This window comes from Streptomyces sp. NPDC023541 (assembly GCF_055559995.1).
Genome location: NZ_JBVHJO010000007.1, coordinates 363,561 through 376,375 on the forward strand (window position 1 = coordinate 363,561; position 12,815 = coordinate 376,375).

The 12,815-nt window shown below is 73.2% G+C and carries 13 protein-coding genes; 5 read left to right on the forward strand and 8 right to left on the reverse strand.

Annotated elements, in window-relative coordinates:
• Nucleotides 1–87: 87 nt before the first annotated feature.
• Nucleotides 88–561, reverse strand: a complete 474-nt coding sequence (locus ACZ3X1_RS20100; RefSeq protein WP_467280483.1) for a carboxymuconolactone decarboxylase family protein — start codon at nucleotides 559–561, stop codon at nucleotides 88–90.
• Nucleotides 562–685: 124 nt separating this feature from the next.
• Between ACZ3X1_RS20100 and ACZ3X1_RS20105 the strand changes: the two genes are divergently transcribed.
• On the forward strand, nucleotides 686–1,369 hold the full coding sequence (locus tag ACZ3X1_RS20105) for a pyridoxine/pyridoxamine 5'-phosphate oxidase (RefSeq protein WP_467280484.1): 684 nt from the start codon (nucleotides 686–688) through the stop codon (nucleotides 1,367–1,369).
• 16 nt (nucleotides 1,370–1,385) lie between these two features.
• On the opposite strand, the gene ACZ3X1_RS20110 is transcribed toward ACZ3X1_RS20105, so the two are convergent.
• Nucleotides 1,386–1,814, reverse strand: coding sequence for a Zn-ribbon domain-containing OB-fold protein (locus tag ACZ3X1_RS20110; protein WP_356813006.1), 429 nt, complete (start codon nucleotides 1,812–1,814; stop codon nucleotides 1,386–1,388).
• Nucleotides 1,811–2,263 (reverse strand): DoxX family protein, encoded by a 453-nt coding sequence (locus tag ACZ3X1_RS20115; protein WP_356813007.1) that lies wholly within the window; start codon nucleotides 2,261–2,263, stop codon nucleotides 1,811–1,813. The genes ACZ3X1_RS20110 and ACZ3X1_RS20115 overlap by 4 nt, the downstream gene beginning before the upstream one ends.
• A 191-nt stretch (nucleotides 2,264–2,454) precedes the next feature.
• On the opposite strand from ACZ3X1_RS20115, the gene ACZ3X1_RS20120 reads away from it, so the two are divergent.
• A complete protein-coding gene (locus ACZ3X1_RS20120) occupies nucleotides 2,455–3,636 on the forward strand; it encodes a flavin-containing monooxygenase (protein ID WP_356813008.1) in 1,182 nt (393 codons plus the stop codon).
• A gap of 18 nt (nucleotides 3,637–3,654) precedes the next feature.
• Here the strand turns inward: ACZ3X1_RS20120 and ACZ3X1_RS20125 are convergent, their stop codons facing one another.
• A complete protein-coding gene (locus ACZ3X1_RS20125; RefSeq protein ID WP_467280485.1) occupies nucleotides 3,655–4,161 on the reverse strand; it encodes a hypothetical protein in 507 nt (168 codons plus the stop codon).
• Between the two features lie 261 nt (nucleotides 4,162–4,422).
• On the opposite strand from ACZ3X1_RS20125, the gene ACZ3X1_RS20130 reads away from it, so the two are divergent.
• The gene (locus ACZ3X1_RS20130) at nucleotides 4,423–6,657 is read left to right on the forward strand and encodes an acetate--CoA ligase family protein (protein WP_467280486.1); all 2,235 of its coding nucleotides are present in this window, start codon (nucleotides 4,423–4,425) and stop codon (nucleotides 6,655–6,657) included.
• A gap of 185 nt (nucleotides 6,658–6,842) precedes the next feature.
• Nucleotides 6,843–7,643: an enoyl-CoA hydratase/isomerase family protein gene (locus ACZ3X1_RS20135; protein ID WP_467280487.1), complete on the forward strand. Its 801-nt coding sequence runs from the start codon at nucleotides 6,843–6,845 to the stop codon at nucleotides 7,641–7,643.
• Between the two features lie 78 nt (nucleotides 7,644–7,721).
• On the opposite strand, the gene ACZ3X1_RS20140 is transcribed toward ACZ3X1_RS20135, so the two are convergent.
• Nucleotides 7,722–8,510 (reverse strand): VOC family protein, encoded by a 789-nt coding sequence (locus tag ACZ3X1_RS20140; RefSeq protein WP_356813046.1) that lies wholly within the window; start codon nucleotides 8,508–8,510, stop codon nucleotides 7,722–7,724.
• Between the two features lie 273 nt (nucleotides 8,511–8,783).
• On the opposite strand from ACZ3X1_RS20140, the gene ACZ3X1_RS20145 reads away from it, so the two are divergent.
• On the forward strand, nucleotides 8,784–9,401 hold the full coding sequence (locus ACZ3X1_RS20145; RefSeq protein ID WP_467280568.1) for a flavin reductase family protein: 618 nt from the start codon (nucleotides 8,784–8,786) through the stop codon (nucleotides 9,399–9,401).
• A 69-nt stretch (nucleotides 9,402–9,470) separates the two neighbouring features.
• Here ACZ3X1_RS20145 and ACZ3X1_RS20150 read toward each other — a convergent pair whose 3' ends face one another.
• From ACZ3X1_RS20150 to ACZ3X1_RS20160, 3 genes are read right to left on the reverse strand one after another with little or no spacing between them, the layout of a single operon-like run.
• On the reverse strand, nucleotides 9,471–10,538 hold the full coding sequence (locus ACZ3X1_RS20150; RefSeq protein ID WP_467280488.1) for a Zn-dependent alcohol dehydrogenase: 1,068 nt from the start codon (nucleotides 10,536–10,538) through the stop codon (nucleotides 9,471–9,473).
• Nucleotides 10,535–11,761, reverse strand: a complete 1,227-nt coding sequence (locus ACZ3X1_RS20155; protein ID WP_467280490.1) for an acyl-CoA dehydrogenase family protein — start codon at nucleotides 11,759–11,761, stop codon at nucleotides 10,535–10,537. The genes ACZ3X1_RS20150 and ACZ3X1_RS20155 overlap by 4 nt, the downstream gene beginning before the upstream one ends.
• Before the next feature lie 13 nt (nucleotides 11,762–11,774).
• On the reverse strand, nucleotides 11,775–12,695 hold the full coding sequence (locus ACZ3X1_RS20160; RefSeq protein WP_390076327.1) for an SDR family NAD(P)-dependent oxidoreductase: 921 nt from the start codon (nucleotides 12,693–12,695) through the stop codon (nucleotides 11,775–11,777).
• Nucleotides 12,696–12,815 lie beyond the last annotated feature (120 nt).

Below are 12,815 nucleotides of genomic sequence, written 5' to 3' on the forward strand. Positions count from 1 at the left end.
CCTCCGGCCCGGCCGTGTTCACCGGCGCGGGCGTCCTCCGGTGATCATCCGGACCGACGGCCGCCCGTCGCAAGGGCGGGGCCCTCGTCAGTGGAGCTGCCCGGGCTGGTAGTCGCCCCCGGGCTGCTGGGCGATGACGTTCAGCCGGTTGGCCATGTTCATGAAGGAGATCAGGAGCGTGAGGGCGGTGAGCTGCTCCGTGTCGTAGTGCTTGACGGCGTTCGCCCACACCTCGTCGCCGACCCCGCCGGCGCCGTCCGCGATCCGGGTGCCCTGTTCCGCCAGTTCCAGTGCGGCCCGCTCGGCCTCGGTGAAGACGGCGGCCTCCCGCCACGCCGCCACCAGGTGCAGCCGTACCGGGGTCTCGCCGGCCGCGGTGGCGTCCTTGGTGTGCATGTCGATGCAGAACGCGCAGCCGTTGATCTGGCTCACGCGCAGCGCCACGAGTTCCTGCGTCGCGGCCGGCAGCGGCGAGTCCTTGACCGCCTTGCCTGCCGACATGAGGTGCTTGAGGGCCTTGCCGGCGGTCGGGCTGGCGAAGTAGTTCAGTCGCGCGTCCATGGTGTGCTCCTCCGTCGTCGTCAGTGGCTACGTCCCTGAGACGAGGTGGCCCGACGCCCTGTGACATGGACGGCGGCACGGGCCGGTGTGACCTGCGTCTCCTCTCGCAACTAGCCTGGGCGGCATGAGCAGCGAGATCAGCGAGATCAGCGACGAGGAATTCCGTGCCGTCCTGCACGCCCTGCGCGTGTGGGACTCCCCGCTCCCGGAGTTCGACACCGCAGCCGCGCCCAGCGAGCCGGTGGCGTTGTTCCGGGAGTGGTTCGTGCACGCCGCGGGGGCGGGGCAGCCGGAGCCGCACACGATGAGCCTGGCCACGGTGGACGGCGAGGGGCGGCCCGACGTACGGACGCTGATGCTGCACGACGTCGACGGGCGGGGCTGGCACTTCGCCTCGCACGCCACGAGCGCCAAGGGCGTGCAGCTGGCCGCGCGGCCGGAGGCGGCGCTCGGGTTCTACTGGCCGTCGGTGGGCCGGCAGGTGCGGGTGAGGGGCGAGGTCACCGCATGCGGCGCGGAGGAGAGCCGGGCGGACCTGGCGGTCCGTTCGCGCGGTGCGCTGGCGGCCGCGCTCACGGGGCGGCAGAGCGAGGTGCTGGGTTCCGTGGAGGAGCTGGCGCGGGCCTCGGCGGCCGCCTGGGAGCGGGCCGGGTCGGAGCCGGACGCGCCGGCTCCGACCTGGACGCGGTACGTACTGGCACCCGCCGAGGTGGAGTTCTTCCAGGGGGACGCCGCCCGCAGGCACACCCGTCTGCGCTACCGGCGCGCCGCCGGCGGGTCGTGGGTCCGCGAGCTGCTCTGGCCGTGAGGGGCCCGGCGACCCCTCAGGCCGGGGTGGGCTCCGGCCGGAAGACCGCCGTCCACACCCCGTCCGCGCTCTCGCGGAAGGTGACCGTCAGCGGCATGCCGATGCGCAGGTCCGGCGCCTCGCAGTCCACCACCTCGGTCATCATCCGCGGTCCTTCGGCCAGGTCGACGACGGCGGCCGTGTAGGGGACGCGCGTGCCGAACGGCGGTAGGTCGTTGCGGTGGATCACCGACCACGTGTAGAGGGTGGCCCGGCCGCTCGCGGTCTCCCAGGTAACCCGGTCCTCGCCGGCCCAGCAGTGGGGGCAGAACTCGCGCGGGTAGTGGTGTGCCCGCCCGCAGTCGCCGCACCGGCGCAGCAGGAGCCGGCCCTGCGCCGCCGCGTCCCAGTAGGGGCGGGTGAAGTCGTCGGTCTCGGGGAGGTCGTGGCGCGCCGTGCCGCTCACAGGAACAGTCCGATCGCCGCGTCGAGGGACCAGGTCTGCCAGGACATGGCGAGGAGCGCGACGAGCGAGATGAGCGCCATCATCGCGTTCTGTCCCTGCTCGGCCCAGTCGTGGATCATCAGCACCAGGTAGAGGAGGTTCAGCAGGAGTCCGCCGATCAGCGCGATCGGGGTCAGGAAGCCGGACACTAGGCCCAGTCCGAGGGCGAGTTCCGCGTAGACGACGGTGTAGGCCATCGCCTTGGGCCGCGGCGCGACGATGCGGTGGAAGCCGCTCTTGACGAAGGTCCAGCGGTGCTTGTTCGCGACGTCGGCGGCCCACGCGATGCCGGTGCCGCGTTCGAACCAGCCCTTCTTGTCCTTGTGCCGCCAGCTCTCCAGCCACCACAGGCCGAGGCCTATCCGGAGCACGGCGAGCCATTCGGCCCCACTGAGCCAGACGGTCTGCATCGGCAGCACCCACCCCTCTCACCCTCGATCTGACGGTACGTCAGTTCAGCGGATGCGGAGCGATCCCGCAAGGCCCCGGCCGGCCACGGCTTCCGCGCACGGGCCCGGGAGCCCCGGCCGTAACCGATCCGCAATCGATTCCCTCCTCGTCCGAGACCCATCAACCCAGCGTGGCGATACGATCACACCTCATGCCCGGAGTCCCCACACCAGCAGTCGACATGACCACCCAGCCCCGTCCCGTGTACGTGATCGGGGCCGGCCCCGGCGGCCTAGCCGCGGCCGCCGCCCTGCGCGCCCGCGGCGTCCGAGCGGTGGTCGTCGAGAAGTCCGACACCGTCGGCACGTCCTGGCGGCGCCACTACGACCGGCTGCACCTGCACACCACCCGCCGGCTCTCCGCCCTCCCGGGCCTGGCGATGCCGCGCCGGTTCGGCCGCTGGGTCTCCCGCGACAACGTCGTGCGCTACCTGGAGAAGTACGCCGAGTTCCACGAGCTGGAGCTCGTCACCGGCGTCGAGGTGACCCGCATCGAGCCCGGCCCCGAGGGGGAGGGCGGCTGGACCCTGCACGCCAGCGGCGGGCGGGTGCTGACCGCCGCGGCCGTCGTCGTCGCCACCGGCTTCAACCACACGCCCGAACTGCCCGACTGGCCCGGCACGGACTCGTACGGCGGGCGGCTGCTGCACGCCGCCGACTACCGCAACCCCGAGCCCTACGCCGGCCAGGACGTCCTCGTCGTCGGCGCCGGCAACACCGGCGCCGAGATAGCCGCCGACCTCGCCGAGGGCGGCGCGGCACGCGTGCGGATCGCCGTGCGCACCGCCCCGCACATCATGCGCCGCTCCACCGCCGGCTGGCCCGCCCAGCGCAGCGGAATCCTCGTGCGGCGACTGCCGGTGGGGCTCGTGGACCGGCTGGGCGCGCTCGTGGCCAGGGCCTCGGTCCCGGACCTGTCGGCGTACGGGCTCCCGCGCCCCGCCACCGGCCTCTACAGCAGGGTCAGGGAAGGCGCGATCCCGGTCCAGGACGTGGGCCTGGTCGACGCGGTGCGCGCCGGCCGGGTGGAGCCGGTGGCCGCCGTGGAGTCCTTCGACGGGCCGGAGGTGGTGCTCGCGGACGGCTCGCGCATCACCCCGGACGCGGTGATCGCGGCCACCGGGTACAGCCGCCGGCTGGAGGGGCTGGTCGGCCACCTCGGGGTGCTGGACGAGCGCGGCCGGCCCCGCGCGCACGGCGCCCGTACGAGCGAGGGGGCGCGGGGCCTGTACTTCACCGGCTTCACCAACCCCATCAGCGGCATGTTCCGGGAGATGGCCCTGGACGCGGAGAGGATCGCCAAGGCGGTGGCGCGGCAGACGGCCGACCGCTGAGTGGCGCCCGTCGGCCCGTCACAGGAGGTGGTCCAGGTCGTACAGGCGCTGGTGCCACCACGCCCCCCTGCGGTGCGGCTGCCGGCGGGCGAACGGGTCGGGTACGGTGCGGCGCCACAGCTGCCCGTCCAGTGCGGCCAGCACCGCCTCCAGCTCCCGGCGCGGACGGGGAGGAAGCCTGCTCACGACCAGTTGGAGGAGGTCCCTGGCGACGGCTATGTCGTTGCGGAGGTCGCAGTGCTCGCAGGCGCAGTAGTCCCGCCGCAGGTACAACCAGCGGCCCGGAAGGGCCAGGAAGTGGCGACAGGTCTCAAGAGCGGTCAGGGTCGCCCCGGGCCAGAGGCCCTCGTCGTACGGGCGGCACTCCTCGCGGTGGATCGCGGCGGTCGTCCGCGACGAGAGCCGGTCGATGCGGGCGGGCCACGGTCCGGGCGGCCGGTCGCTCCGGCAGTGCTCGGCGCCCGCGTACACCGGTCGGGGCAGTGCTCGTTGCGCGCGCAGCGCGCTGGGCCGCCTACGCGGCACGGGCCTTTCGGACAGCGGTCATGGGATCGATCATGACACGGACACGGGCGCCCATCCAGGGTCCCCGGCGGCGAGACGCGGGTGATCTCGGCCGGAAGTGCACTCTGGACCGGTTCCGGCGGAGTCTGCCAACGTTCACCACATCACCTCCACCAGCTTTCCTGCGCAGCCCTGTTCCTGACGACACGTCAGTTCAGTAATCTGACTACACGTCAGTTATTGAGTTCCATCGAGGTTCATCGAGCAGGAGCGGGCGGAACGATGCTTGGATCTACTCACGGCACCCTCACCACCGACTTCCGCGCACGAGTCGAGGCCTGCGGGGAGACCCCCAGGGCGGCCGTCCACTCGTCGGCGGCCCCCTCCGCCGACGACGCGGTCCCCGTGGACGTCAGCGGACGGCCCCTGCACGCCGACGTACCCGACCTGGACCGGTTCTTCCGGCCCGAGTCCGTGGCCGTCATCGGCGCCTCCGACACCGAGGGCAGGCCCAACACCGGCATCACCCGCCGGCTCATCGGCTGGGCGGAGCGCGTCGGCGCCCGGATCCACCCCGTGCACCCCACCCGCCCCACCGTCTTCGGCCTGGCCTGCCACGCATCCGTCGCCGACCTGCCCGAGCAGGTGGACCTCGCCGTCCTGCTGGTCTCCGACCCGCTGCCCGTCATCGAGGAACTCGCCGACACCAAGGTGAAGTTCGCCGTGGCCTTCGCCTCCGGCTTCGCGGAGACCGGCGGCGCCGGAGCCGCCGCCCAGGAACGCCTCGCCGCCGCCGTCCGGCGCTCCGGCCTGCGCCTGCTGGGCCCCAACACCAACCTCAACGCCTTCGAGGAGTTCCGCGACGACCTCGACGGCCCGGCGATCGCCCTGATCACCCAGTCCGGCCACCAGGGCCGGCCCGTCTACACCCTCCAGGAACTGGGCATCCGGCTGTCCCACTGGGCACCCACCGGCAACGAGGCCGACCTGGAGACCTCCGACTTCATCTCCTACTTCGCCGAGCAGCCCGAGGTCGGTGCCATCGCCTGCTACGTCGAGGGCCTCAAGGACGGCCGGTCCTTCCTCCTCGCCGCCGACCGGGCCGCCCGCAACGGCGTTCCCGTCGTCGCCGTCAAGGTCGGCCGCACCGAGACCGGCGCCCGGACGGCCGCCTCCCACACCGGGAAGCTGACCGGCGCCGACACCGTCGTGGACGCCGCCATGCGCCAGTTCGGCGTCATCCGCGTCGACGGCCTCGACGAGCTCCAGGACACGGCCGCCCTCCTCGCCCGGGCCCGCAGGCCCAAGGCCGACGGCGTCGTCGTGTACTCCATCTCCGGCGGCACCGGCGCCCACTTCTCCGACCTGGCCACCGAGGCGGGCCTGACCCTGCCCGCCCTCTCGCAGGCCAAGCAGGACGAACTCCACCAGTGGATCCCGCCGTACCTGAACGTCGCCAACCCCGTCGACAACGGCGGCCACCCGGTCGGCGACTGGCGCGGTCGGAAGATCATCGACGCGATCCTCGCCGACCCCTCGGTGGGCGTCCTGATCTGCCCGATCACCGGCCCCTTCCCCCCGATGAGCGACAGGCTCGCCCAGGACCTGGTGGACGCGGCCGAGCAGAGCGACAAGCTGATCTGCGTGATCTGGGGCTCCCCCGTCGGCACCGAGGACGCCTACCGCACCACCCTCCTCGGCTCCTCCCGCGTGGCCACCTTCCGCACCTTCGGCAACTGCATCACCGCCGTACGCGCCTACCTCGGCCACCACCGCTTCACCGCCGGCTACCGCTCCCCCTTCGAGGACGCACCCCGCACGCCGTCACCCTCGTACCGCAAGGCGAAGGCCCTCATGCGGCCGGGACAGCGGCTCAGCGAGCACGCCGCGAAGCAGCTCCTGCGCGCCTACGGGATACGGGTGCCCCGTGAGCAGCTGGTGACGAGCGCGGCGGCGGCGGTCCGCGCGGCCGGGCTGGTCGGCTACCCGGTGGTGATGAAGGCCTCCGGCCCGCAGCTGGGCCACAAGACCGAACTCGGCCTGGTGAAGATCGGCCTGACCTCCGCGAGCCAGATCCGCGACGCGTACCGGGAGCTGACCGACATCGCGCGCTACGAGAACGTCCCGCTCGACGGGATCCTGGTCTGCCAGATGGTGGAACGCGGCGTGGAGATGGTCGTCGGGGTCACCCAGGACGACCTCTTCGGCCCGACCGTCACCGTCGGGCTGGGCGGCGTCCTCGTCGAGGTCCTGCACGACGCGGCGGTCCGCGTCCCGCCGTTCGGCGAGGACCAGGCCCGCGCCATGCTCACGGAGCTGCGCGGCCATGCCCTCCTGGAGGGCGTCCGGGGAGCGCCCCCGGCGGACGTGGACGCGCTGGTGGAGGTCATCCTCCGGATCCAGCGCATGGCCCTGGAGTTCGGCGACGAAATCTCCGAGCTGGACATCAACCCCCTGATGGTCCTTCCCCGGGGCCAGGGCGCGGTCGCCCTGGACGCCCTGGCCATCTGCCGCTGACGCTGCCCCCGCCGCCCGGCCACCGCTGCGCGGCGCCCCTCCCGCCCCGCTCCTTCTCCGTTTCCCGGGGCGGGGCCCACGGGGCCCCGGATCCCGTCCGTGCGTGCGCTTCGCGGGGGCCGGGCAGCGCCTCCGCAACGGCGCCGCACCCACCACACCAGACCGCCCCGAACGGGAGTTTTCACATGATCGGCGCCCCCGAGGACGACGTCCTGCACCGCACCGAGAACAACGTCTCCTGGATCACCCTCAACCGCCCCGACGCCATGAACGCCGTCACCCCGGCGCAGCGCGAACGCGTCATCACGCTGCTGACCGACGCCTCCGCCGACCCCGCGGTCCGAGCGGTCGTCCTCACCGCCACCGGCAAGGGCTTCTGCGCCGGCGCCGATCTGCGCGGCGGCCCCGCCGGCGGCGACCGCGTCGCCGGCGACGTGGCCCGCATGATCCGCCTCGGCGCGCAGCGCCTGATCACCGCGGTCCTCGACTGCGAGAAGCCCGTGCTCGCCGCCGTCAACGGCACGGCCGCCGGCATCGGTTCGCACCTCGCCCTCGCCTGCGACCTCGTCATCGCCGCCGAGGGGGCCCGCTTCATCGAGGTGTTCGTGCGCCGCGGCCTGGTCCCCGACGGCGGCGGCGCGTACCTGCTGCCCCGCCTGGTCGGCCCGCAGAAGGCCAAGGAGCTGATGTTCTTCGGCGACGCCGTCCCGGCGGCCGAGGCCGCACGGCTCGGCCTGGTCAACAAGGTGGTTCCGGCCGAGGAGCTCCAGGCCGCCGCCCGGGAGTGGGCCGAGCGGCTCGCCCAGGGCCCCACACGGGCCCTCGCCATGACGAAGCAGCTGGTCAACGCCTCGCTGGATGGCGACCGGGCGGCCGCGCTGGCCGCCGAGGCCACCGCTCAGGAGATCAACATGACCACGGCCGACGCGAACGAGGGCGTGGCGGGCTTCGTGGAGCGCCGCACGCCCAAGTACCTCGGCCGATGATCAGAGCCCGTCGCCGGGCGGCCCAGGGGGTGTCTTGCCGATCAGGCCCGCGCGCCCGGCCTGATCGGCAAGACCCCCCTACATCCGCGGGTCGGGCTTCAGCAGCGCGAACACCGCGCCGGCGGGGTCCGCGAGCCAGCCGATCCGCCCGACGTCCGGCACGTCGGCGGCCGGCATGAGAACGGACCCGCCGTTCTCCCGGGCGCGGGCGATGGTGGCGTCGACGTCCGCCACGTGGAAGTAGGGGACCCAGCGCGCCTCCTGGCCGTCGCCCGCACCCTCGCCGAGCGGGGCGACCCCGCCGAAGGAGGCGTCCTCCTGGTCGCCGTCGGCGGTGCTCAGGACCCGGTAGGTCATCCCGGGCGACTGCATCTCGGCCTGCCGCCACCCGAACAGTGCGGCGTAGAAGGCGATGTCCGCCACCGGGTCCGGTACGTGCAGCTCCGCCCACACCAGGGTGTTCTCGGCGGAGGCCACCCCGAAGCCGGCGGTGTTCCCGGGCTGCCAGCAGGCGAACTCGGCGCCCTGCGGGTCGGTGAACTGCGCCAGCCACCCCTCTCCCATGACGTCCATGGGCTCCGTCCGCACCGTCCCGCCGCCGGCCCGGACGGCCTCCGTGGTGGCCTGGATGTCGGGGGTCATGAAGTGGTGCATCCAGGCCGACCGGGCCCCCTCCTCGGTGAGCGGTCCCAGCGCGGCGACGGTCTTGCCGTCCTGCCGGAAGAAGCCGTACCCGCCGGCCTCGGGGCCGGCGGAGACGAACTCCCAGCCGAAGACGGCCCCGTAGAACGCGGCGGCCGCGTCGGTGTCGGGGCTGCCGAGGTCGAGCCAGTTGGGTGATCCGGTACGGAAGTCGGTGCCGAGCATGGTCTCTCCCGGGGTACGGCGGCGGTACGGGGTCACTGCCACGATGCCGAGCCTCCTCCCCCGAGCGGGTGTACGGGCCCGGCCACCCGCCCGGTTTCACCCGTGCGGGTGCGGCGCCGCGCCGGTGCGGCGCAGGATCCGCAGCTCCCCGGCGTTGGGGTGCCGGTCAGCCGGCACACCTGCCCGCGTCCCGTACCGGAGGTCCTGCCCGCACCGGGCTTCCAATCTGACGAACCGTCAGCTTCAATCGGAGGTGTGATGGGACATGCAGGGATGGCGGCCACCGTCGTCCGGTACCTCAGGTCAGTCGGCTCCCCGACCTCCGCCTCGGCGCAGCGGGAACCCGAGTCCGTCGACGCCCTGCCGCGTCCCGACCTGCGGGCAGTCGGCGAGCACGAGCGCGCCCCGGTCAGCCCCGCCGAGTTCCGAGCGGTACTGGGGAACTTCGCGAGCGGGGTCACGGTCATCACCGCGCCTCCCGGGCAGGACGAGGACGGGCCGGCCGGCTTCGCCTGCCAGTCCTTCGCCTCGCTGTCCCTGGACCCGCCCCTGGTCACCTTCATGGTGGCCCGTACGTCCACGACCTGGCCCCGGATCGCCCGCGCCGGGGTGTTCTGCGTCAACGTCCTCGGGGCCGAACAGGGCGAGCTGTGCCGGTCCTTCGCCGTCAGCGGCGCGGACAAGTTCTCCGGGGTGACCCACACCCCGGCCCCCGTCACCGGATCGCCGCAGCTCGACGCCGTGCCCGCCTGGATCGACTGCCGGATCCACGCCGTCCACACCGGCGGCGACCACCTCATCGTCGTGGGTCGGGTCGTGGCCATGGGCGCGGCCGGAGAGGGCGATCCGCTCCTCTTCCACAAGGGCCGCTTCGGCCGCCTCGCCGACTGAGCGACTGCCGAAGGGCCAACTGCCGGTCCACCCGCTGGGAGCGGACCGGCAGTCGTCGTGTCGGACGGGTCAGAAGGTGAGCACCCCGCGCGCCACCCGGCCGTGGTGGGCGTCGTCGACGGCCTTGGCGAAGTCCTCGACCGGGTAGACCTCCGTCACCAGCTCGTCCAGCAGCAGCCTGCCCTGGCGGTAGAGCTCCGCGTACAGCGCGATGTCGCGCTGGGGACGCGAGGACCCGTACCGGCAGCCCATGATCGTCTTGTCGAGGTACACGGACGAGACGAGGAAGGACGCCTCCTCCTCGAAGCCCGGCACCCCCAGCAGCACCGCCTGGCCGTGCCGGTCGAGGAGGTCTACGGCCTGACGGATCAGCTTGACGTTGCCCACGCACTCAAAGGCGTGGTCGGCACCGGTCGGCAGGATCTCGCGGACCGCCGCCGACGAGTCGGCCACCGCGGACGTGTCGATGAAGTGCGTTGCCCCGAACTGCCGGGCCACCGCCTCCTTCGCCGGGTTCGCGTCGACCGCCACGATCGTCGTGGCGCCCGCGATCCGGGCGCCCTGGAGCACGTTCAGCCCGATGCCGCCGGTGCCGATGACGACCACCGTCTCGCCGTTGTCGACGCGGGCCCGGTTCAGGACCGCCCCCACCCCGGTCAGGACCCCGCAGCCGATGAGCGCCGCCGACGTGAGGGGGATGTCGGCCGGGATCTTCACCGCCTGCACGGCCTTGACGACCGTCCGCTCGGCGAAGGCGGAATTCGAGGCGAACTGGAAGAGCGGCTTGCCGCCCCGGGAGAACGGCTGCCCCGGCATCCCGATCGCCTTGCGGCACATCGTCGGCCGGCCCCGGTCGCAGTCCGCGCACGCCCCGCAGTTGGCCAGCGTGGACAGCGACACGTGATCGCCGGGCGCCACGTGCGCAACGCCCTCGCCGACGGCCTCCACGACTCCCGCGCCCTCGTGCCCCAGCACCACCGGCGGCGGGAACGGGATCGTCCCGTCCATCACCGACAGGTCGCTGTGGCACAGCCCCGCCGCCCCGATCGCGACCAGCACCTCCCCCGGCCCCGGATCCCGGATCTCCAGGTCGTCGACCACCCGGGCCTGCTTGCCGTCGAACACGACGCCTCTCACCTGGACTCCTTGGGCAGGCCGAGCACGCGCTCGGCGATGATGTTGCGCTGGATCTCGTCCGAACCGCCGTAGATCGTGTCGGCGCGGGTGAACAGGAACAGGCGCTGCTCCTCGTCGAGTCCGAGCTCGTACGGCAGCTCCGGCGCCCACGCCGCCGGCCCGGCCGCGGCCGCAGCCCCCCGGACCTCCACCGCCAGCTCCCCGAGCCGCCGGTGCCACCCGCCCCAGAGCAGCTTGGCCACGCTCGGCGCGCCCGGATCCCCGTGCGCGCCCAGGGTCCGCAGCGCGTTCCACCGCATGGTGCGCAGCTCGGCCCACTGCCGCACGAGCCCGTCGCGGACCACCGGGTCGGCCGACGCCCCCGGAGCGGCCCCCGGAGCGGCCCCCGACACCGCGTACAGCGCGAGGACCCGTTCCAGTTCGGCCGCGAAGCCGATCTGCTGGACGAGCGTGGAAACCCCGCGCTCCAGGGCGAGCAGGCCCATGGCCACGGTCCAGCCGTCGCCCTCCCCGCCCACGACTTCCGCCGCCACCGCCCCGTCGAAGAACACCTCGTTGAACTCCGAGGTCCCCGACATCTGCCGGATCGGCCGGATCTCCACGCGGCCCGGCTGGTCCATCCGTACGAGCAGGAAGGACAGTCCCCGGTGGCGCCGCGAGCCGGGCTCGGTGCGAGCCAGTACGAAGCACCAGTCGGCGTCGCGGGCGAGGGAGGTCCAGATCTTCTGCCCGGTGACGCGGAAGAGCCCGTCGGCCGGGTCGCGCACCGCGGCCGTGCGGATGCCCGCGAGGTCGGAGCCGGCGCCAGGCTCGCTGTAGCCCTGGCACCACAGCTCCTCGCCGCGCGCGATGGCGGGCAGGAAGCGGCGCTGCTGCTCCTGACTGCCGTAGGCGATGAGGGTGGGCGCGAGGAGGTTCTCCCCGATGTGCCCGACCCGGCCGGGCGCGCGCAGCGCCGCGTACTCCTCGGCCCACACCACCTGGCCGGTCAGTGAGAGCCGCCGCTGCCCGTACGCACCGGCCGGGGCCTCCCAGCCCTGTCCGATCCAGCCGCCGCGCCCCAGCTCCCGCTCCCACGCCCGCCGGGCCTCCACTCCCTCGTGCTCGCTGCCCGGCCCGCCGAGGCCGGCGGCCTGCGCGTACGGGCCCACGAGGCGCTCCGCCAGCCACGCCCGGGCCCGGGTGCGCAGCTCCTCGTCCTCGGCCCCGAAGCTGAAGTCCACGCCGCTCCCCCCGTCAGGCGTTGGGGCGGTGTTTGGCGGCCGCCGCCTTGGCCATGGCCTCCAGCTGCGCCAGCATCGGCATCGGGTCGGTGCCGACCGTCCCGGGCAGGAAGTCGGCGATCTTCTCCGGGGTCCAGGAGCCCTCGGCGTATCCGGCGCGCAGCTCGCGCGGCTGCGCCCACACGGCGATCTTCGGGCCGGCGATCGTGTAGACCTGCCCGGTGATCCGCTCGCCGCCGGCGGCCACGGCCTTGTCGGAGAGGAGGTAGGTGACGAGCGCCGCGACGTCCTCGGGCTCGCCGATCTCCTTGAGCTCCATGGGGACGCCCGCGGACATGCGGGTGCGTGCGACGGGTGCGACGGCGTTGGCGGTGACTCCGTACTTGGCCAGGCCGAGTGCGGCGGAGCGGACGAGCGAGATGATCCCGCCCTTGGCGGCGCTGTAGTTGGCCTGGGCGACCGAGCCCTGGTGGTTGCCGCTGGTGAAGCCGATCAGGGTGCCCGATCCCTGGCGGCGCATGACGGCGGAGGCGGCGCGGAAGACGGTGAAGGTGCCCTTGAGGTGGGTGGCGACCACCGGGTCCCACTCCTCCTCGGACATGTTGAACAGCATCCGCTCGCGCAGGATGCCGGCCACGCAGACGACGCCGTCGATGCGGCCGTACCGGGCGAGCGCGGTGTCGACGATGCGCTGGCCGCCCGCCATGGTGGAGATGTCGTCGGCGACGGCGACTGCCTCCCCTCCGGCGGCCTGGATCTCCTTCACGACGCCGTCGGCGATCTCGCTCGTGGGCTCTCCGCCCTCGATGCCGACGCCGTAGTCGTTGACGACGACCTTGGCGCCCTCGGCGGCCGCGGCGAGTGCCACGGCCCGTCCGATGCCCCGGCCGGCGCCGGTGACGGCGACGGCCTTGCCTGCCAAGAAGTTCCCCACGTCGGCCCCTTCCCGCATTTTCTGACGGACCGTTAGATTCTATGGGTAGTCAGATGCACCTGCACAAGCCCCCGTTGCCGCATCGACATCCGCATCCACACCCGCATACGCATACGCATA